The sequence below is a fragment of the Streptomyces sp. 135 genome (assembly GCF_020026305.1).
GTDB lineage: Bacteria > Actinomycetota > Actinomycetes > Streptomycetales > Streptomycetaceae > Streptomyces.
Genome location: NZ_CP075691.1, coordinates 3,187,087 through 3,205,863, shown reverse-complemented (window position 1 = coordinate 3,205,863; position 18,777 = coordinate 3,187,087). Strand labels below are relative to the sequence as shown.

At 73.0% G+C, this 18,777-nt stretch carries 19 protein-coding genes, 2 pseudogenes and 1 riboswitch; of the genes and pseudogenes, 16 read left to right on the top strand and 5 right to left on the bottom strand.

What is annotated here, in order from left to right; genetic code table 11:
- Window positions 1–16 precede the first annotated feature (16 nt).
- The 5 genes from KKZ08_RS14365 (at window position 17) to KKZ08_RS14345 (ending at window position 4,411) form a co-directional block, all read left to right on the top strand.
- The gene (locus KKZ08_RS14365) at window positions 17–547 is read left to right on the top strand and encodes a helix-turn-helix domain-containing protein (protein ID WP_223774820.1); all 531 of its coding nucleotides are present in this window, start codon (window positions 17–19) and stop codon (window positions 545–547) included.
- A 58-nt stretch (window positions 548–605) separates the two neighbouring features.
- Entirely contained in the window at window positions 606–938 is a 333-nt protein-coding gene (locus KKZ08_RS14360) for a DUF6412 domain-containing protein (RefSeq protein WP_223774819.1), read from the top strand.
- Window positions 939–1,086: 148 nt separating this feature from the next.
- On the top strand, window positions 1,087–1,836 hold the full coding sequence (locus KKZ08_RS14355; protein WP_223779052.1) for a YidC/Oxa1 family membrane protein insertase: 750 nt from the start codon (window positions 1,087–1,089) through the stop codon (window positions 1,834–1,836).
- A gap of 149 nt (window positions 1,837–1,985) precedes the next feature.
- Window positions 1,986–2,843, top strand: a complete 858-nt coding sequence (locus tag KKZ08_RS14350; protein ID WP_223774818.1) for a fumarylacetoacetate hydrolase family protein — start codon at window positions 1,986–1,988, stop codon at window positions 2,841–2,843.
- 338 nt (window positions 2,844–3,181) lie between these two features.
- Entirely contained in the window at window positions 3,182–4,411 is a 1,230-nt protein-coding gene (locus KKZ08_RS14345; protein WP_223779051.1) for a hypothetical protein, read from the top strand.
- 85 nt (window positions 4,412–4,496) lie between these two features.
- Here KKZ08_RS14345 and KKZ08_RS14340 read toward each other — a convergent pair whose 3' ends face one another.
- Both KKZ08_RS14340 and KKZ08_RS14335 read right to left on the bottom strand, forming a co-directional pair.
- The gene (locus KKZ08_RS14340) at window positions 4,497–4,964 is read right to left on the bottom strand and encodes a heme-degrading domain-containing protein (protein ID WP_223774817.1); all 468 of its coding nucleotides are present in this window, start codon (window positions 4,962–4,964) and stop codon (window positions 4,497–4,499) included.
- Window positions 4,961–6,073, bottom strand: a complete 1,113-nt coding sequence (locus tag KKZ08_RS14335) for a Gfo/Idh/MocA family oxidoreductase (RefSeq protein WP_223774816.1) — start codon at window positions 6,071–6,073, stop codon at window positions 4,961–4,963. The genes KKZ08_RS14340 and KKZ08_RS14335 overlap by 4 nt, the downstream gene beginning before the upstream one ends.
- A 68-nt stretch (window positions 6,074–6,141) precedes the next feature.
- Between KKZ08_RS14335 and KKZ08_RS14330 the strand changes: the two genes are divergently transcribed.
- The 10 genes and pseudogenes from KKZ08_RS14330 (at window position 6,142) to KKZ08_RS14285 (ending at window position 15,256) form a co-directional block, all read left to right on the top strand.
- The gene (locus KKZ08_RS14330) at window positions 6,142–7,338 is read left to right on the top strand and encodes an ROK family transcriptional regulator (RefSeq protein WP_223774815.1); all 1,197 of its coding nucleotides are present in this window, start codon (window positions 6,142–6,144) and stop codon (window positions 7,336–7,338) included.
- Window positions 7,339–7,982: 644 nt separating this feature from the next.
- A complete protein-coding gene (locus KKZ08_RS14325; protein ID WP_223774814.1) occupies window positions 7,983–8,120 on the top strand; it encodes a hypothetical protein in 138 nt (45 codons plus the stop codon).
- 258 nt (window positions 8,121–8,378) lie between these two features.
- Window positions 8,379–8,807: an LPXTG cell wall anchor domain-containing protein gene (locus tag KKZ08_RS14320; RefSeq protein WP_223774813.1), complete on the top strand. Its 429-nt coding sequence runs from the start codon at window positions 8,379–8,381 to the stop codon at window positions 8,805–8,807.
- 78 nt (window positions 8,808–8,885) lie between these two features.
- A pseudogene (locus KKZ08_RS14315) lies at window positions 8,886–9,602 on the top strand (GntR family transcriptional regulator); the annotation flags it as partial.
- Window positions 9,603–9,747: 145 nt separating this feature from the next.
- On the top strand, window positions 9,748–10,788 hold the full coding sequence (locus tag KKZ08_RS14310) for an FAD-dependent oxidoreductase (RefSeq protein WP_223779050.1): 1,041 nt from the start codon (window positions 9,748–9,750) through the stop codon (window positions 10,786–10,788).
- Window positions 10,785–11,486: an HAD family hydrolase gene (locus KKZ08_RS14305; protein ID WP_263303343.1), complete on the top strand. Its 702-nt coding sequence runs from the start codon at window positions 10,785–10,787 to the stop codon at window positions 11,484–11,486. Before KKZ08_RS14310 ends, KKZ08_RS14305 begins: the two co-directional genes overlap by 4 nt.
- Entirely contained in the window at window positions 11,483–13,051 is a 1,569-nt protein-coding gene (locus KKZ08_RS14300) for a 2-aminoethylphosphonate ABC transporter substrate-binding protein (RefSeq protein WP_223774812.1), read from the top strand. Before KKZ08_RS14305 ends, KKZ08_RS14300 begins: the two co-directional genes overlap by 4 nt.
- Window positions 13,052–13,125: 74 nt before the next feature.
- Window positions 13,126–13,905, top strand: a complete 780-nt coding sequence (locus tag KKZ08_RS14295; protein ID WP_223774811.1) for an HAD-IIA family hydrolase — start codon at window positions 13,126–13,128, stop codon at window positions 13,903–13,905.
- Window positions 13,906–14,027: 122 nt separating this feature from the next.
- Entirely contained in the window at window positions 14,028–14,579 is a 552-nt protein-coding gene (locus KKZ08_RS14290) for a hypothetical protein (RefSeq protein WP_223774810.1), read from the top strand.
- A gap of 16 nt (window positions 14,580–14,595) precedes the next feature.
- A pseudogene (locus KKZ08_RS14285) lies at window positions 14,596–15,256 on the top strand (class F sortase).
- Between the two features lie 17 nt (window positions 15,257–15,273).
- Here the strand turns inward: KKZ08_RS14285 and KKZ08_RS14280 are convergent.
- The 3 genes from KKZ08_RS14280 to KKZ08_RS14270 all read right to left on the bottom strand — a co-directional run bounded on the left by KKZ08_RS14280 (window position 15,274) and on the right by KKZ08_RS14270 (window position 17,579).
- On the bottom strand, window positions 15,274–16,059 hold the full coding sequence (locus tag KKZ08_RS14280; RefSeq protein ID WP_223774809.1) for a CbtA family protein: 786 nt from the start codon (window positions 16,057–16,059) through the stop codon (window positions 15,274–15,276).
- A 23-nt stretch (window positions 16,060–16,082) separates the two neighbouring features.
- Window positions 16,083–16,304: a CbtB-domain containing protein gene (locus tag KKZ08_RS14275; RefSeq protein WP_223774808.1), complete on the bottom strand. Its 222-nt coding sequence runs from the start codon at window positions 16,302–16,304 to the stop codon at window positions 16,083–16,085.
- Between the two features lie 32 nt (window positions 16,305–16,336).
- A riboswitch (cobalamin riboswitch) is annotated at window positions 16,337–16,460 on the bottom strand.
- A 360-nt stretch (window positions 16,461–16,820) separates the two neighbouring features.
- Entirely contained in the window at window positions 16,821–17,579 is a 759-nt protein-coding gene (locus KKZ08_RS14270; protein ID WP_223774807.1) for a GAF and ANTAR domain-containing protein, read from the bottom strand.
- A gap of 136 nt (window positions 17,580–17,715) precedes the next feature.
- Here KKZ08_RS14270 and KKZ08_RS14265 point away from each other — a divergent pair, with 136 nt between their 5' ends.
- The gene (locus tag KKZ08_RS14265) at window positions 17,716–18,750 is read left to right on the top strand and encodes a glycoside hydrolase family 6 protein (RefSeq protein WP_223774806.1); all 1,035 of its coding nucleotides are present in this window, start codon (window positions 17,716–17,718) and stop codon (window positions 18,748–18,750) included.
- Window positions 18,751–18,777: the final 27 nt, after the last annotated feature.

The following is an 18,777-nucleotide window of genomic DNA, read 5'->3' as shown; positions in this document are numbered from 1 at the left end:
CGACTAAGGTGGACGCATGGCTCTCGGCAAGGACTACGTCTCGCAGCAGTGCTCGATGGCCCGTGCGCTGGAGATCGTCGGGGAGCGCTGGACGCTGCTCGTCATCCGCGACGCGCTCTACGGAGTGCGGCGCTACAACGACTTCCTCGTTCACCTCGGCATCCCGCGCGCCGTGCTGGCCGCGCGCCTCCAGACGCTCGTCGCCGCGGGGGTCCTGGAGAAGCGGTCCTGCCCGGACGTCCCCTCGCGCCATCAGTACGTCGTGACGGAGCGCGGCCGGCAGCTGTGGTGGGCCGTGTGCGCGCTCGGTGCCTGGGGCCGCGACAACTTCACCGGGAGCCAGCCCCTGCGGGTCTTCCGTCACGCCGAATGCGGCACGGAGCTGGGCGTCGTCGGCGACTGCCCCGGCTGCGGCATCCTCGTACCGCCCGAGGACGTGGAGATGCTGCCGGGCCCCGGGCTCGACATGGAACCCGCGGATCCGGTCAGCCGCGCCCTGGCCAGGCCCCGACGCCTCCTTCAGCCGGTCGAGACCGATCCTGTATAACGGGCGGTACGACAAATCTCGTGCACATCTCGTGGGACACGGAGAGGGGGGACCGACGGTGCGGGAGCTCATCCGTGGCATCCGTGGGTGGCAGACCGCCGCGCGTCCGGCCCTGCTCCTGCTGTTCCTGCTCGTCGAGGTCGTCCTCGTCGACACCGGCGGCCTGACCGCCGCCGTCGCCCTCGCCGCGACCGCCGCCGCGGGCTCCGCGCTCGCCGTCTGCTCCGTGATCGCCGCGCGCTGCGCGCCCGTCGTGCCCCGCACCCGAGTGCGTACAGCCATCCGCGACCGTGAACGGCGCACCGCCTTCCTGCCCCAGCGCGACCCCGACGCCCGGGGCCGCAGGCGCCCCCGAGCGCCCGGCCGTCCCCTCCTGACGGCCGCCGCGTAGGGGATCGCACCACCCACCGCACCACCGCCCCTCGCGGGTCGTCACGCCGACGCGATGTCTGTCTGCCATCGCCTCCACTCCCGGCACGACGAGACCCCCGGAGGGCTCCGCCATGTTCGACTTCCTGTCCGACTCCTTCTCCGCCTTCATGTCCGTGTTCGCCGGGCTGGTCGAGAACCTCGCCGACCTGCTCGACCCCCTCTTCCACGCCTCGGCCACCGCCGCCGCGATCGTGCTCTTCACCGCCTGCGTACGACTCCTCGTCCACCCCCTGTCGCGCGCCTCGGCCCGCGGCCAGAAGGCACGCGCCAAGCTCTCGCCGCAGATCGCGGAATTGCGCAAGAAGCACGCCAAGAACCCGGAGAAGCTCCAGAAGGCGGTCATCGAACTGCACCGCAAGGAGCAGGTCTCACCGCTCTCCGGCTGCCTGCCGAGCCTCTTCCAGCTGCCCGCGTTCTTCCTGCTGTACCACCTCTTCTCCAGCTCCAGCATCGGCGGCGAGGCGAACGCGCTGCTCGGCCACACGCTCTTCGCCGCGCCCCTCGGCGGGCGGTGGACCGACGCCCTGGCCGACGGCGGGCTCTTCGGTGCGCAGGGACTGGTCTACCTGGCGCTCTTCGCCCTTGTCGCGGCGGTCGCCACCTTCAACTACGTGCGCACCAAGCGCCAGATGGCGGTCGCGCCGCAGCCCGGGGCCGGCGACCCGCAGGTACCGGGTATGGCCGCCATGACGAAGGTGATGCCGCTGATGTCGTTCATGACTCTGTTCACGGTGGCCGTGGTCCCGCTGGCCGCCGCGCTGTACGTGGTGACCAGCACGACCTGGAGCGCGGTGGAACGCGCCGTGCTGTACCGGGACATGCCCGTGGGGGCCGGGGCGCTGGCCTCCGCCGCCTGAGGGGCACGGGGCGTTCGCTACCGCCGAGTAACGGTCCAGTACGTGAACGGGGTATTGCGGACCGGACGCCTTGCTTGGAGGATCGACCAATCCCTGACCTCCGATGGCCGCATCCATCGGCCGGGCTACCGAAGGAATGGAGTTCGACCATGAAGCTGCTGCGAGTCGGTACGGCCGGGGCGGAGCGCCCCGCGCTGCTCGACGCCGGAGGGACCCTGCGTGACCTGTCCGGGCTCGTCACGGACATCGACGGGGCGCTGCTCTCCGACGCGGGCACGCTCGACCGGATACGGGCCGCCGCGGGTGCCGGGGTGCTGCCGGCGCTGTCGGCCGAGGGGCTGCGCGTCGGGCCGCCGGTCGCCCGCATCGGCAAGGTCGTCTGCATCGGGCTCAACTACCACGACCACGCCCGCGAGACCGGGGCCGAGCCGCCGGCCGAGCCCGTCATCTTCTTCAAGGCGGCGGACACGGTGATCGGCCCGGACGACACCGTGCTGGTGCCGCGCGGCTCGGTGAAGACCGACTGGGAGGTCGAGCTGGCCGTGGTCATCGGACGTACGGCGCGCTATCTGGAGTCCCACGAGGAGGCGCTGGCGCACGTCGCGGGGTACGCGGTGGCACACGACGTGTCCGAGCGGGAGTTCCAGATCGAGCGGGGCGGCACCTGGGACAAGGGCAAGAACTGCGAGACGTTCAACCCGCTCGGCCCCTGGCTCGTCACCACCGACGACGTCCCGGACCCGCAGGCGCTGTCCCTGAAACTCTGGGTCAACGGCGAACTGAAGCAGGACGGCACGACCGCCGAGCAGATCTTCCCCGTGGCGGAAGTGGTGCGCTACGTAAGCCAGTTCATGACGCTCTACCCCGGTGACGTCATCAACACCGGTACGCCGGCGGGCGTCGCCATGGGGCAGCCCGAGCCGAAGCCGTATCTGCGGGCCGGGGATGTCGTGGAGCTGGAGATCGACGGGCTCGGGCGGCAGCGGCAGCAGCTGAAGGACGCGTAGGCGGCGCCCGCGTGCAAGTCGGCCCCACGGGTAAGCGGCCCCGCACGCAAGCCGCCCCCGCAGGTAATCGGCCTCGCACGCAAGCCGCCCCGCCCACTCCCCCCACCAGCCCTGATGGCCGCCGCGGGGGCGGAACAAGCCCCTCCGTGATCCTTTGTGGCTAGTTCGGGGCTTACGCCACCACCGCCTGTGGCCGCTACATTCACCCCCGACCGCACACACAGGACCAGGCGACCAGGGGGAAACAGGCAATGCTGCGCTCCATAGGGCCCGTAAGCCGCTTCGGCAGATCATTCACGGCGGTGACCGCCACGGCGGCCACCCTGGCGGTCACCGCCATGAGCCTCGTCGCCTCACCGGCCGCCGCGGCACCCACCGCCTCACCGGCTGCCGCCACGACGGCCCGGCCCGGCGACACCTGTACGGCGGCCGACCTCGGCACCCGCAAGCCGTACATCAAGTCCACCGAAGTCTCCCCGACGATCACCCACTTCAAGGGCTGGTTCGTCACCGAGGGCACCACCGGCAACCAGGTCGTCACCACCAGCACCCAGACGGTCATCTCGGTCTCCGTCGGCGTCACCGGCGGTCTCGAGGGCAGCTTCCCCGTCCAGACCCTCACTGCCGCCGGTGCGACCCTGGGTCTGAGCGTGAAGGTCGACGCCTCCTCCACGAGCACCGAGTCGAACGCGGTCACGTGGAACTTCAACCAGCCCGGCTACTACGGCGTCTACAAGGGCACCAAGAAGGTCACCGGTACGTACGCGAGCCTGAACTGCAACCGCGTCCAACAGAGCGGCGGCGGCTGGGCGTTGAAGTGGATCGAGGGCCCCGGCGGCGGCAACTTCACCACCTTCACCACCGTGGAGGAAGGCGCGGTGCGCTGCCAGGACAGCGTGCCCGCGAACAGCATCATGGCCAAGGCGCAGAGCCTCCTCGACTGCGGCTCGCCCGCCGCGAAGGCCGAGCGCCCGGCGGGTGCGGTGCCGCCCACGGCGAAGCAGGAGCGGGACCGCCTCGCGCAGCGCCAGGCCGCCACCGGCGGCAAGGTCGCCGGACAGCCCAAGGCCGGCGGGCCCGGGGCGAAGGCCGGCGCGCCCAGCGCGAAGGCCGACCTCAGCTGCGGGGCCGAGCTCTACAGGATCGGCGTACCCGGCAGGCCCCTCTTCTGGGGCGCGCCGCACCTCAGGGCCGACAGTGTCCGCCTGCGGCCCTCGACGATCTTCAGCGGCAATCTGGACCAGTGGCGCCTGTGCAACGTGACGGAGCGCGACGGGGTCATCGAGGCGACCCTGTGGAACTTGGGCAACCAGGCGTGCGCCACCATCCCCGTGCAGAGCGCGGGCGCCGACCAGGCGCCCCTGATGATGGCGGCCCCCTGCACGGAGGACGACCTCCAGCGGTTCTACATCTACCGTGATGTGCCCGGCAGCTCGAAGATCGGTGTGCAGAACAAGTACACCGGCTCCATGATGGGCCACGACCGGTACGCGGACGGGGAGTCCGTACGCCAGTACTCCAGCGGCAGGCAGGACGGTACGGGTACGTACACCCTGAACCGGGTCTGACGGCGCACGCGCTGCGAGCGGCCCCGCACGAGAACCCGGGACTTCCCGGTTCCGCGCGGGGCCGCTTTCCGTTGGCCGAGGGGGATCAGGCGGCGATGAACCGCTCCAGGGCCTCCACCACCAGCGCGTGGTCCTCCACCTGCGGCAGCCCCGACACCACCACCGTGCCGATGACCCCCGCGCCCTCGACCGTGATCGGGAACGCGCCGCCGTGCGCCGCGTACGTGTCGAGGTCCAGGCGGGAGGAGTCCTCGAAGGTCGTGCCCTTGGCGCGGAAGCGGGCGCCGACCAGGTAGGACGAGCAGCCGTAGCGTTCGACGACGCGTCGCTTGCGGTGGATCCAGGCGTCGTTGTCCGGGGTCGAGCCGGGCAGCGCCGCGTGGAAGAGCTGCTGGCCGCCGCGGGTGATGTCGATCGCCACCGGGGCGCGGCGCTCGCGGGCCAGCTCCACCAGGAGCGAGCCGAGCCGCCACGCGTCGTCGTACGTGAAGCGGGTCAGGACCAGGCGGCGTTCCTGCGCCTGAAGCTCGTCGATGCTCGGCGCGGCGGTCACAGGGTCACCGTCACACCGTCGCGGGCCGAGCGGCGGGCCGCCTCCAGGACGTCCAGGGCCGCGGCGGCCTGGAGCGCGGTGACGGGGTTCTCTCCGGTGCCGCGCAGGGCGTCGGCGATCGCCGCGTAGTACGCGGGGTAGTCGCCGGGCAGCGTCCGCACGGGGCGGCCGCCGCCGGTCGCCGGGGACTCCCCGGAGCCGATCCGGCCCCACATCGTCTCGGACTCCACGCCCCAGGGGTCCTGCGTCGCGGGGCGCCTGCCCTCGCGCAGGGCCGCCTCCTGCGGGTCGAGGCCGTACTTCACGTATCCGGCCTTCGAGCCGAGGACGCGGAAGCGCGGGCCGAGCTGGGCGGTGGTGGCGCTCACGTACAGGTGCGAGCGGACGCCGTTCGTGTGGGTGATCGCGATGAACGTGTCGTCGTCGGCCTGCGCGCCCGGGCGGCGCACGTCCGACTCGGCGTAGACACGCGCGGCGGGGCCGAAGAGGACCAGGGCCTGGTCGACGACGTGGCTGCCGAGGTCGTAGAGAAGGCCGCCGATCTCCTCGGGGTCCCCGGACTCGCGCCAGCCGCCCTTCGGCTGCGGCCGCCACCGCTCGAAGCGGGACTCGAAGCGCCATACGTCGCCGAGCTCGCCGTCCGCGAGCAGCTGCCGCAGCGTACGGAAGTCGTTGTCCCAGCGGCGGTTCTGGAAGACGGACAGGAGCAGTCCGCGCTCGTCGGCGAGGGCGGCCAGGTCGCGTGCCTCGGCGGCCGTGCCCGCGAGCGGCTTGTCGACGACGACCGGCAGGCCCGCCTTGAGGGCGGCCCTGGCGAGCGGCACGTGCGTCTTGTTCGGCGACGCGATGACGACCAGGTCCAGCTCGTCCGCCCGGTCCCACAGCTCGTCGGCCGAGGCCGCGCAGCGCAGGCCGTCGCCGAACTCGGCACGGGCCTGGGCCTGCCGTTCGGGGTTGGACGTCACCACCGTGTCGAGGGCGAGGCCCTCGGTGGCGGCGATCAGCGGGGCGTGGAAGACGGAGCCCGCGAGGCCGTACCCGACGAGGCCGACGCGGAGCGGGGGAGCGCCGGTGCCACCACCAGTCGCCTCAGTCTCGGTCTCAGTCACATTCGCAGTCATGCGAACCACTTAAGCAACGGTGTTGCCAAAGTGCAAGCGGGCGGCACAATGGCCGGGTGAAGTCGTACGTGAACAGGGCGAACTCCGGAGTCAACCTGCCGGCGCTGCGCGGCCACAACGCCGCGCTGGTGCTCGATCTGCTGCGCGTGGCGGGCCGCGCCGGCATCAGCCGCCTGGAGCTGGCGGAGCGCACCGGGCTCACCCCGCAGGCGGTCAGCAAGATCACCGCGCGGCTGCGCGCCGAGGGGCTCGCCGCGGAGGCGGGCCGCCGTGCCTCGACGGGCGGCAAGCCCCGCACGGTCCTGCGCCTGGTCCCCGAGGCGGGCCACGCGGTCGGCCTCCACCTGGACCGCGACGAACTGCGCGCGGTCCTCGTCGACCTGACCGGCGCGGTGGTCGCCGAGCGCCGCGCTCCGCTGGACTTCGGCGCGGGCGCGCGGGCGGTCGTGGAGTCGGCGGCAGGGGAGGTGCGGGCGCTGCTGGCGGACGGGGAGGTGCGGGGGCTTACGACGAGCGCGACGAGCGGGGAGGCGGGCGCGGTACCGGGGCCCGGCGGTGTCGGTGTCGCGCTGCCCGGGCCGCTCGACCACGCGGCGGGTGTGCTGCGGCGCGTGACCGGGTTTCCCGAGTGGGACGGGTTTCCGCTGCGGGACGCGCTGGCGGAGCGGCTCGGGCTGCCCGTCGCCGTGGACAAGGACACCAACGCCGCCGCCCTCGGCCTGGCCCTCGCGGGCGATGACGCCGCCGGTTCCTTCGCGTATCTGCATCTGGGCACCGGGCTCGGCGCGGGACTCGTGCTCGGCGGCGCCCTGCACCGCGGCGCCCGCACCGGAGCGGGTGAGTTCGGCCACCAGGTGCTGCGGCTGGACGGGCCGCTCTGCGAGTGCGGGGACCGCGGCTGCGTCGAGGCGCTGTGCCTCGCGGCCGTGGCCCGCGGCGAGCTCGACGAGGCCGCGCGGGTCCTCGGCACCGCCGCCGGCAACCTGGTGGGGCTGCTGGACATCGACCGCGTCCTGCTCGGCGGACGGACCGTGTTCGCCGCGCCGGAGCTGTTCGTACGTGGCGTGGGCGAGGTCGTCGCCGAGCGCGTCCGGCGTGGCGGCGGGGGAGCGGAGGTGCCCGTCGCCCTCGCGCCCGGCGGGGCGCGCGGCGTCGCGGAGGGGGCCGCGCAGTTGGTCCTCGCACCCCTGTTCGGCCGCGCGGACGCGGTGCTTCCGGCCGGTCGTGTGGTGGCGGATCGTCCCTCCGGTTGATCAGCTCCCGGCCAGTCGTCCTCCGGTCAGTCGTCTCCTCGGTTGATCGGGTCCCGGCCGGTCGTGTGGCGGCTGATCGTCTGGCCGGTTGATTGGCTTCGGGCCGGTCGTGTGGCGGCCAATTGGCTCCCCGTTGATCAGCTGCCGGCCGGTCGTGTGGTGGCCGGTCGTCTGGCCGGTTGGTCGGCTTCGGGCCGGTCGTCTTCCAGCCAGTCGTCTCCTGGGTTGGTCGGGTCCCGGCCAGTTGTGTGGTGGCCGATCGTCTGCCCGGTTGATCGGCTTCCGGCCGGTCGTGTGGTGGCCGGTCGTCTGGCCGGTTGGTCGGCTTCGGGCCGGTCGTGTGGCGGCCGGTCGGCTCCCCGATTGGTCGGCTCCCGGCCGCCGCCTCACGGTCAATCGGCTGCCCGGTTAGCGGGTCCCGGCCAGTCCTCCGTCGGCCAATCACGATACGCGGGATCTCGACTGATCGTGGGGTTCTTGAACGGCCGATCGGGCCTACCGGGGGGTGGCGCTCCGGTGCGGCAGGGGCCGCGTGGCAGGGTCGCGGCCATGACCGGTGACCCGGTCACCGCGCCCACCTCACCGGCCCCCGGCGTACGCATCACAGCCTGGCAAAGGCCCGTCCACCCCGGCAAAGGTCCGTCATGCGATTCCCCAGCTCCGCCCCCTTCGGCCTCGCCACCACGGTCGCCACCACCCTCGCCACCGCCCTCGCGTCCACCGTGGCGGCCGCCCCCGCCGCCGCCGAGGAGCCCGGCCAGGCGGCGCCCGTCCGCAGGTAAGCAGGGCCACGTAAGCGTGCCCCGCCGAGCTGCGCCCCGCCCGACCGCGCCGACTTCCCCCTCGCCACCCGGATCCACGAGGGCCCCGGCGCCTACCGCCCCGGCGGCCCCCGGCAGGACTGGACGATCGACCTCACCAACGCCACGGACGAGACCTGCGCCGGCGTCCACCCGATCCTGGTCCTCGTCGGCCAGCGGCAGCCGCTGCTGCCGGAGCAGATCCGGCTGGAGTTCCACGACGGGACGCGCTGGCGGTCCGTGCCGTTCGAGAAGACCGACCAGGACGAGAACATCGGCGTCCTCGACGACGGCTTCCCCGGCTTCACCGTCGGCCCCGGCAGGACCGTCACCGTGAAGGTCCGCCTCGCCTTCACCTCCGACGCCCTGCCGAACCGCGTCATGGCGTCGGCGGCGCTGGTGCAGCGCAGGGAGGACGACGGCGAGTGGGTCGGCGACTCCAACGACTACGGCTTCGCCGTCGCGGCCGACGCCCCTGACGATGCCGAGGACGCCGAGGACGCCGAGGACTCAGCGGGGGTGTCCACCGCGCGGCCGGAACCGATCGAGCAGCTGGCGCAGACCGGCCCCGCCACCCTGCTCCGCCTCGGGGCGGCCGCGGGTGCCCTCCTCCTCGGCGGCGCCGCCCTGCTGGCCCGCTACCGCAGGTTCCGAGCGACCGGCCGCTGAGCCGTCCCGCACCGGATCCCCTGACGCGGGCCCCGTTCACGTACGTCTGCGTTCACGTACGTCTGCGAACATCCCCGGGTGGACAACCCGAACCCCGCTCAGCCGCCCGCCCACCTGCTGGACCAGGCGCCCGGTGCCCCCATCCGCTCCGGCATCCCCGAGCACGGGCGCATCCCGAAGTACTACGCCGTGAAGGCCCGGATCGCCGCCCTCACGGACGAGTTGGGGGACGGGCAGACGCTGCCCACCGAGCGGGACCTCGCCGAGCGGTACGAGGTGGCGCGCGAGACCGTGCGCCAGGCGCTGCGCGAACTCCTCCTGGAGCGGCGGCTGCGCAGGCAGGGCCGCGGCACCGTCGTCGCGGGCCCCAAGCTGGAGCAGCCGCTCTCCCTGGCCAGTTACACCGAGGGCGTATGCCGGCAGGGGCGCACGCCCGGCCGTCACCTCATCTCCCTCGACCGCTTCCCGTGCCCGGCCGCGCTCGCCGCCGAGATCGACGCCGGGCCGGGCGAGCCGGTCTGGCACATGGAGCGCGTCCTGCTCGCCGACGACGAACGGGTCGGCCTGGAGAGCACCTACGTGTCCGTGGCGCGGCCGCCGCGCCTCGACCGCGACTTCGAACCGGACTCCTCCTTCTACGTCTACCTCCGCGACCAGCTCGGCATCGGCTTCGGGGACGCCGACGAACGCGTCGAGACGGTCCTCGCCACCCCGCGCGAGGCCCTGCTCATCGGGACGCCGCCCGCCCTGCCCATGCTGCTCATCCACCGCCTCTCACGGGACACCGACGGCCGCATCACCGTCCCGTTGCCGTTCGGCCCCGCGCGGGCCACCCGTCCGCAGGAGCGTTGCCGCCGTGAGAGTCATCGTCGTAGGAGCCGGCGTGGTGGGCACCATGCACGCCTGGCACGCAGTGGAACGCGGCCACTAGGTCGTACAGATCGAGCGCGAGAGCGAGGCCCGAGGGGCGTCACTGCGCAACTTCGGGCAGATATGGGTGAGCGGCCGCGCGGGCGGCGAGGGGCTGGAAACCGCCCTGCGCGCACGTGAGTTGTGGGAGGCGATCGGTGAGCGCGTGCCGGGCCTCGGCTTCCGGGCCAACGGCTCCCTGACCCTCGTACGCACCGAACGCGAGCGCGCGGTCGCCGAGGCCGCGCTGACCCGCCCCGACGCCGCCGCCCGCGGCTACGAGCTCCTCGGGGAGAAGGAGGCCCGCGCCCTCAACCCGGCCCTGCGCGGCGACTTCCTCGCCGCCCTGTGGTGCGAGCGGGACGCCGCCGTCGAGCCCCGCACCGCCCAGCTCCGGCTGCGCGAAGCCCTCCTGGCCTCCCCGCGCTACACCTTCCTGCCCGGCCGCGAGGTCCGCGAGGCCGTCGGCGAGAACGCGGTGCGCGACGACCACGGCGACGTGCACACCGGGGACGTCGTCGTGCTCGCCACCGGCGCCTGGCTCGGCGGCCTGGTGCGCGAACTGGCCGGGCCCGGGCTGCCCGTGCGGCGCGTCCGCCTCCAGATGATGCCGACCGCGCCGCTCGGCGAACCGCTCACCACGTCCGTCGCCGACGCCGACAGCTTCCGCTACTACCCGGCGTACCGGTCCGCCGCGCTCGACGCGCTCGACGCCGGGCAGGCACAGACCCCGACCGCCGCCGCGCACAAGATGCAGCTGCTCATGGTGCAGCGCGCGGACGGCGGCCTGACCATCGGCGACACCCACGAGTACGAACACCCCTTCGCCTTCGACACCGTCGAGGACCCCTCCGACCACCTCACCGAGGTCGTCGAGGGCTTCCTCGGCCGCCCGCTGCCGAAGATCACGCGGCGCTGGGCCGGGGTGTACGCGCAGTGCGTCGACACCAGCCGTGTCGTGCACCGCCAGCAGGTGCGCGACGGCATGTGGCTGGTCACCGGGCCCGGCGGGCGCGGCATGACCTGCTCGCCGGCGATCGGCGAGACGACCGCGAACGAACTGGGATGGTGAGCGCTGTGCAGGACGACCGCATCGGTCTCGTCGTGCTCGACATGGCCGGGACCACCGTCGCCGACGGCGGCCTCGTCGAGCGGGCCTTCTCCGCCGCCGCGGCCGGACTCGGCGTCGAGCCCGGCTCGGCCGACCACGCCGAGAAGCTCGCGTACGTGCGCGCCACGATGGGCGAGTCCAAGATCTCCGTCTTCCGGCACCTCTTCGGCGAGGAGGCGCTCGCCCGGCGGGCCAACGCCGCCTTCGAGAAGGCGTACGGGGAGCTGGTCGACGGCGGCCGGATCGCACCGGTCCCGGGCGCCCGCGAGGCCATCGAGAAACTGAAGTCGGCCGGTAGGACAGTGGTACTGACCACCGGCTTCGCCCGCGTCACCCAGGACGCCATCCTGGACGCCCTCGGCTGGCGCGACCTCGTCGAGCTGGCGCTGTGCCCCGCCGACGCGGGCGGCCGGGGCAGGCCCTACCCGGACATGGTGCTCAGCGCCTTCCTGCGCACCGGGGCCGTGGCGGGCGTCCAGGAGGTCGCCGTCGTGGGCGACACCGCGTACGACATGACGAGCGGGGTGCGGGCCGGGGCGGGCGTGCTGACCGGCGCCCACGGCGAGGCGGAGCTGCGGGAGCACGGCGCCACGCACGTCCTCGCCTCGGTCGGCGACCTGCCCGGGCTGCTCGCCCCGCCCGCCGGGGCGCGGACATGAGCAGCGGCATCCGCTTCGACCGGGTCAGCGTCGCCTACGGCAGGACCACCGTCCTCGACGCGCTCGACCTGACCGTCGAGCCGGGCGAGGTCATGGCGCTGCTCGGACCCTCCGGCTCCGGGAAGACCACCGCGCTGCGGGCCGTCGCGGGCTTCGTGCGGCCCGCGTCGGGGCGCGTGTTCATCGGTGAGCGCGACGTCACCGCGCTGCCGCCGCACCGGCGGGGCATCGGCATGGTCGTCCAGCAGTACGCGCTGTTCCCGCACATGCGGGTCGAGGACAACGTCGCCTTCGGCCTGAAGGCACGCAAGGCCGCCAAGTCCGGAATCGCCGGGCGGGTCGCCGAGGCCCTGGAGATGACCGGGATGGCCGCGTACGCCAAGCGGTTCCCGCGCGAGCTGTCCGGCGGCCAGCAGCAGCGCGTCGCCATCGCGCGGGCGCTGGCGGTCCGGCCGGGCGTGCTGCTCCTCGACGAGCCGCTCTCCGCGCTCGACGCGCAGCTTCGCTCCGGCATGCTGGCCGAACCGGCGCGCCTGCATCGGGAGTTGCCGGACGTGTCGATCCTGTACGTCACCCATGACCAGGTGGAGGCGCTGACCCTCGCCGACCGCATCGCCGTCATGGACCGGGCGCGGCTCCAGGACTGCGGGACGCCGCAGCAGCTCTACCGCGCGCCGCGCACGGAGTCGACCGGCATCAAGGTCAACTACGTGGGGGGCGGCTCCGGCGAGATGGTGCAGCGCGCCGTCCGCGAGAAGTCCAACACCCAGGCCGACGTCATCATCACGCTGCCGCCCTTCATCCAACAGGCCGACGAGAAGGGGCTGTTGAAGGCGTACAAGCCCAAGGGGTCCGAAGAGGTCGACGGCGCCGACAAGGCCGCCGACGGCAAGTGGACCTCCGTCGTCAACAACTACTTCGGCTTCATCCACAACAAGAAGGAGCTGCCGGGCGGCAAGGCCCCCAAGACGTGGGAGGACCTGACCGGCAGCGCGTACAAGGGCAAGGTGCAGTACTCCACGCCCGGCGTCGCGGGCGACGGCACCGCCGTGCTCATCAAGGCCATGCACGACTTCGGCGGCCGCGAGCCCGCGATGGCGTACCTGAAGAAGCTCCAGACCAACAACGTCGGCCCCTCCGCCTCCACCGGCAAACTGGCGCCCAAGGTCGACAAGGGCGAACTGCTCGCCGCCAACGGCGACGTCCAGATGAACTACGCCCAGTCCAAGGACATGCCGAACCTCAAGATCTGGTTCCCCGCCAAGGAAGGCGGCGAACCGACCACCTTCGCCCTGCCCTACGCGGCCGGACTCGTCGACAAGGCCCCGCACGGCGCCAACGCGAAGAAGCTCCTCGACCATCTGCTCAGCCAGGATGCGCAGCGGCAGGTGAGCGAGGTCGGCGGCGGCTTCGCGGCCCGCAAGGACGTCAAGGCCACCGACGCCAACGCGGTCGCCCTCGACAAGATCATGGACGGCGTCGAGATCTTGGAGCCGGACTGGGCGGACATTTCGGAGAACCTCCGGAGCTACGTGGAGGACTGGAAGTCGGCCATCGGCAGCTGATCGTAGGGTGGGGGGCGTCGGCACAGCGCTGTCCCGGCGCCCCAGCCAACCCGTACACCGCAGGAGTGCACCTCATGGCAGAGCGCAAGCCCATCGAATCGTGGCTCACCGACATGGACGGCGTACTCATTCACGAGGGCGTCCCGATCCCCGGTGCCGACGCGTTCATCAAGAAGCTGCGCGACTCCGGCAAGCCCTTCCTGGTGCTGACGAACAACTCCATCTACACCGCGCGCGACCTCCAGGCCCGGCTGACCCGCATGGGCCTCGAAGTGCCCGTCGAGAACATCTGGACCTCCGCGCTCGCCACCGCCAAGTTCCTGGACGACCAGCGCCCCGGCGGCACGGCCTACGTCATCGGCGAGGCGGGCCTGACCACGGCCCTGCACGACATCGGGTACGTCCTGACCGACCACGACCCGGACTACGTGGTGCTCGGCGAGACCCGCACCTACTCCTTCGAGGCCATGACCAAGGCGGTGCGCCTCATCAACGGCGGGGCCCGCTTCATCTGCACCAACCCCGACGAGACCGGCCCCTCCACCGAGGGCCCGCTGCCCGCCACCGGCGCCGTCGCCGCGCTGATCACCAAGGCGACCGGCAAGAACCCGTACTTCGCGGGCAAGCCGAATCCGCTGATGATGCGGACGGGGCTGAACGCCATCGGGGCCCACTCGGAGACCAGCGCGATGATCGGCGACCGCATGGACACCGACGTCCTCGCCGGTCTCGAAGCGGGCATGGAGACGTTCCTGGTGCTCACCGGCCTGACGTCGCGGCGCGACATCGACAAGTACCCCTTCCGGCCGTCCACCGTCGTGGACTCCATCGCCGACCTGGTCGACCGCGTCTGACCCCCACGGCCCGCGACCCCGCCCCCTCGCCGGTGCGGGGCCCGGGCCCCCGCCCGTTTGGCCCCGTACCGGGATGCGAAGAGCGTCACCGCGCGTGAACCTCGAAGGACAGGAGGTTCACGATGTGTATACGATCCCTTGCTCTTCGTGGGGCGGGTGCGGCCGTCGTCCTGGCGCTCGCCCTGCCCGTCGGCGCGGCCCGGGCCCACGAGGACGGTGCCGTACAGGCCGAGGTCACCCCGGCCGACGCTCAGGCCGGCGCCACCGTCGAGGTGCGCGTCTCGGGCTGTGAGGGCAGCAGCGGGACGGCCGGGTCCGGTGCCTTCGAGGGGGACGCGAAGCTCACCGGCCGGGGCGGGAAGGACGCGCTGCACGGCAACGCCGAGATCCGGGGCGGCCTCTCCGGTTCGTACGACGTCACCGTCATCTGCGACGGCCACCCCCACCAGGGCACCGGCACGGTCCGGATCAACCAGCGGAACCCGGAGCCCGCCGCCCCGGTGCGCGCCGGGGGCGGCGGCACCGCCCACCTCACCTCGACGGTGTCCGCGGAGGCCGACGGGGCCGACGAGGCGGGACCCGGCACCCGGCACGCCGTGATCGGCCTGATCCTCGCGGGCGTCGCGGCGGTCGCCGTGGCCTTCCGCAGCGTCCGCCGGCGCCGCTCCGAGTGACGGGCGGGACGTGAGCGTGTCCGGCGGCGAACGCCCGTCCGGGTCCGGACGCCTGCTGACCGGCGTCGCCTGGGCGGTCCTCCTGGTGGGCCTCGCGCTGTGGGGCAGCGGCCTCACGAGCCTGCCCGGCGGCCTTTCGGGGCCCGCGACCGGCGACGTGGCGGCGGTCGGCCGCCCCCACGCGGTCGAACTGCCGCCCGCCCACGAGCCGTTGGCGCCCGCCCGGCGCGCGTCGAGTGCCGTCCCTGAAGATCGGCGCCCCGGTGACCGCCCGCGGCCTGGACGCCCGCGGCGCGATCGACCCGCCGCCGTTCGCCGAGGCGGACGCCGTCGGCTGGTACGGCGGCGGCACCCGCCCCGGCGCCCCCGGCGCGGCCCTCTTCGTCGGCCACGTCGACACCGAGACGGACCCGGCCGTCTTCTACGACCTCAGCGCGGCGCGCCCCGGCGAGAAGATCGAGGTGACCCGCGACGACGGCACCGTCGCACAGTTCACGATCGACGACGTCCAGGTCGTCACCAGCGACCGCTTCGACGCGAAGAAGGCCTACGGCCCCCACGAGGAGGGCCGCGCCGAACTGCGCCTCATCACCTGCGGCGGCACCTTCGACCGGGCCACCCGCACCTACACGGCGAACGTGATCGTCTCGGCGTACCTCACGGGAGTGCGGCGCTAGACCCGGCGCCGCCCCCGTCAGGCGACCCGCTGCCCGGCCGGTGACGGGGCCGGAGCGGTCACCTCGACGGCGCTCCGGGCCGCCGCGCGCACCCCCAGGGCGCCGAAGACCGCCGCGAACACCGCCCACAGCAGGGCGTGCGAGGCGAGCGACAGCATGCGGAACTCCCACAGCAGCGACGCCTCGACCGGCACCGGGTCGGGGTTGCCCGGCAGCAGGAAGAGCGCAAGGAGGACGGCGACCGCGGTGAGCGCCGTCGCGATGTGCCGCACCGGTTCGGGACGCGCGACGAGGCGCACGTACACCTGGCGCACGAGGAACATGCCGAGCACGCCGATGGCGACCGAGGCGAGCCAGAGCGCCTGGCGGTCGCCGACGGTGCCCGCGTCGCCGACGCCCGGCGGGTTCGCCGGATAGCGGATCCCGGGCAGGAGCGAGACCGCGAGGAAGGCCGCGCCGCAGAAGGCCAGCGCGCGCGGCCACGGCAGCGCGCGCGGATCCCGCCGGTGCACCGCGGCGTACGCGACGGCGACCAGCACGCCGAGGGCAAGGCCCGCGACGACCGCGGTCACGACCAGGCCGCCGTGCTGGGTGGAGCGGCTGAACAGCTCCTCGTGGTGCTGGATGGCCTGCGCCGCGCCGTGCGCGTGCTCCTCGGCGGCCGAGCGTCTCTCCTCGGCGCGGATCGCGCGGTCCATCAGGGGCTCGGCGAGCAGCAGGGAGAAGAGGCCGGCGGCGAGGCCCGCCGCTCCTCCCGCCACCAGGCCGCGTCCGAGCAGCGGGAGTACGGGTGATGTGGGCATGGTGCTCGTGTCCGTCCGCCCGGTCAGTGGCACGGGGCGCCGAAGAGGTGCCGGCCGTCGTGCGCGAACTCGTGGAGGTAGTCGCCGGTCGCCGAGATCAGCGAGCCGTTGTCCATGAACACGGCGTACAGCGCGATGAGCGCGATGACCGCGGCGGCCGATGCGATCAGCCAGTCGCGGGTCTGCGTCACGGCGGCCTGGCTCGCCGTGGTGTCGGTGTGCGGAGCTGCGGAGTGCAGGGACATACCGGTGGGCCTCCTTCTGGGGTTTCCACGCCCCATGGCAGGAGGACGACGGCTCAGTTCCTGACTTCCGCGTACGAGCGTGCGTACGCGGTCACAGTGGCGGGACCGTCCCGGATTCGCACCGGGTTCCTGTCAACCGTCGCCTCGATGTATGGACTTGTCGTCACGGAGAGTCCCAGCGCGTCGCGTCCCTGTCAACACCCCGCCGGGTCCGGGGCGGTTCCACCGGCCGCCGGGCTCACCTGGCCCGATCGGCGACCCGCTCCCCCCCCCGGGGAGCCGCCGACCGGGCTGGTCCTCGACCGCGCGCGCACGAGCTGCGGGAGGAACCCGGCGCCGGCGCGGGAGGTGCACGGGTGGTCCCGGATTCCGGAACGACCCGCAAGGCCAGGGGCTTGGGCCGTGCAAGAGACTCTAGGGCGAATGCGCGCGGCGGCCTAGAGGCGGCCCTGCGACGGACGGCGCCAAGTGGCCACGCGGTGGGCCCCGCACCCCTCCGTGGCCCGGCCCGCCCTCTCAGGACCGCCCGGGCCGCACCTGCCGCAGCTCCTCGACGCCGAGGGTTCCCTCGATCACCTGCGCGGCGACCACGTCGATGAGCCGGCTCTCCCTGCGCGCGTAACACCGCAGCGCCTCAAAAGCCTCGTCCACCCCCGTGTTCCAGCGCTCGGCCAGGACGCCTTTGGCCTGTTCGATGCGGATACGGCTGTCCAGCGCGCCCTGTAGCTGTGCGGACAGCGTGCGGTACCGCGTGTGCGTGCGGTGGTTGTGCAGGCCCACCGCCGCGGCGTCCGCGAGCACCCGCAGCAGCCGCAGCTCCCGCTCGGCGGGCTCCGTCCCGTGCGCCTGCGACACGAAGACGTTGAGTACCCCGAGGACCGGGCCGCGGTGCCGCAGCGGCACCGTGAACGTCGCCGTGACGCCGTGCTCACCGGCCCGTTCGGCGAACGCGGGCCACCGGGACGCCACTTCGGCGCGGTCGATCCGGACCGGCGGCACGGGCCTGCCCGTCCCGAAGCCCTCGAGACACGGACCGCCCCGGTGCTGCGCCGCCAACAGGGCGCGCACCGCCGCCGGCCGCCTGCTCCCGGTGATGAGGCGGACCCCGCCGCCCCCGCCGGTGTACATCACGCCCGCGCCCTGCGCGCCGAGCAGTTCCACGGAGTGGTCCGAGAGCCGCCGCAGATAGCCCTCGGGGTCGAAATCGTCGGCCAGCGTGTCCGCGCTCTCCACCAGGATCTCCGCGAGCCGCAGTTCGCATGGGTGGTCCCCCATGGCCCTCTCCTCCCCTCTCCGCACGCTCTGCCTACCCTGCCGACGCGCACGGTAACGGCCCTTGGTGACAGCACTCGTGGGGCAAAGGACCGTATGTCAGGATTGAGATACGGACAGTGCGCCCAAGGGGGAGTGGATGTACCGCAAAGACACCCGCCGCGGACATGGTCTCGCGGCCCGGGGGGTGCGGACGGGGGTGGCGCTCGCGGGGGCCGCGCTGCTCCTTTCCGCGTGCTCCTCCTCCGGTGGTGACCCGGAGGAGAAGACGTCGGGCCGGCCTCCGGAGCAGCAGCCGAAGAGCAAGGACCCGTACTGGGTCAACCCGGAGGGGACCGCGGCCAAGCAGGTCGCCTCGTACGAGAAGGACGGCAAGAAGGACGAGGCCGAGCTGATCCGGCGGATCGCCGAGCAGCCGGTGTCCGAGTGGATCGTCCCGGAGAGCGCCGAGGAACAGGCCCGCGGCTTCACCGAGGCCGCCGAGAAGGCGGATCGGGACGCCCTGCTGGTCCTCTACAACATTCCGCACCGCGACTGCGGCCAGTACTCGGGGGGCGGCGCGGCCGACGGCAACGCGTACCGCGCCTTCGTCGACCAGGTCGCCAAGGGCATCGGCGACCGGCGCGCCACGGTGATCCTGGAGCCCGACGCGGTGCTGCACATGGTCGACAACTGCACGCCCGAGCAGTTCCACGAGGAGCGCTACGACCTCCTCAAGGGCGCCATCACCAAGCTCAAGTCCCTGAAGAACACCAAGGTGTACCTCGACGCGGGCAACGCGGGCTGGCAGAACCCCGACTCGCTCTGGGAGCCCCTGAAGCGGTCCGGCGTCGAGCAGGCCGACGGCTTCTCGGTGAACGTCTCCAACTTCCAGACCACCGAGGCCAGTACGGAGTTCGGCAAGAAGCTCTCGGCGAAGATCGGCGGCAAGCCGTTCGTCATCGACACGGGCCGCAACGGCAACGGCCCTTACGACAAGGGCAAGGACCCCTGGTGCAACCCGCCGGGGCGGGCGCTCGGCGAGACGCCGACGACGAAGACGGCCGATCCGCTCGTCGACGCGTATCTGTGGGTCAAGCGGCCGGGGGAGTCCGACGGGACGTGCCGGGGTGGCCCGAAGGCGGGCGAGTGGTGGCCGGAGTACGCGCTCGGCCTGGCGAGGAACGCCTCGTAAGGGTCGCCTCCCTAGGGGCGCGGGGAA

Coding starts and splice junctions, on each gene's coding strand:
- KKZ08_RS14365 (WP_223774820.1), top strand. CDS start 17: ATGGCTCTCGGCAAGGACTACGTCTCGCAGCAGTGCTCGATGGCCCGT.
- KKZ08_RS14355 (WP_223779052.1), top strand. CDS start 1,087: ATGTCCGTGTTCGCCGGGCTGGTCGAGAACCTCGCCGACCTGCTCGAC.
- KKZ08_RS14350 (WP_223774818.1), top strand. CDS start 1,986: ATGAAGCTGCTGCGAGTCGGTACGGCCGGGGCGGAGCGCCCCGCGCTG.
- KKZ08_RS14345 (WP_223779051.1), top strand. CDS start 3,182: ATGAGCCTCGTCGCCTCACCGGCCGCCGCGGCACCCACCGCCTCACCG.
- KKZ08_RS14325 (WP_223774814.1), top strand. CDS start 7,983: ATGCGATTCCCCAGCTCCGCCCCCTTCGGCCTCGCCACCACGGTCGCC.
- KKZ08_RS14300 (WP_223774812.1), top strand. CDS start 11,483: ATGAGCAGCGGCATCCGCTTCGACCGGGTCAGCGTCGCCTACGGCAGG.
- KKZ08_RS14295 (WP_223774811.1), top strand. CDS start 13,126: ATGGCAGAGCGCAAGCCCATCGAATCGTGGCTCACCGACATGGACGGC.
- KKZ08_RS14290 (WP_223774810.1), top strand. CDS start 14,028: ATGTGTATACGATCCCTTGCTCTTCGTGGGGCGGGTGCGGCCGTCGTC.
- KKZ08_RS14280 (WP_223774809.1), bottom strand. CDS start 16,059: ATGCCCACATCACCCGTACTCCCGCTGCTCGGACGCGGCCTGGTGGCG.
- KKZ08_RS14275 (WP_223774808.1), bottom strand. CDS start 16,304: ATGTCCCTGCACTCCGCAGCTCCGCACACCGACACCACGGCGAGCCAG.
- KKZ08_RS14270 (WP_223774807.1), bottom strand. CDS start 17,579: ATGGGGGACCACCCATGCGAACTGCGGCTCGCGGAGATCCTGGTGGAG.
- KKZ08_RS14265 (WP_223774806.1), top strand. CDS start 17,716: ATGTACCGCAAAGACACCCGCCGCGGACATGGTCTCGCGGCCCGGGGG.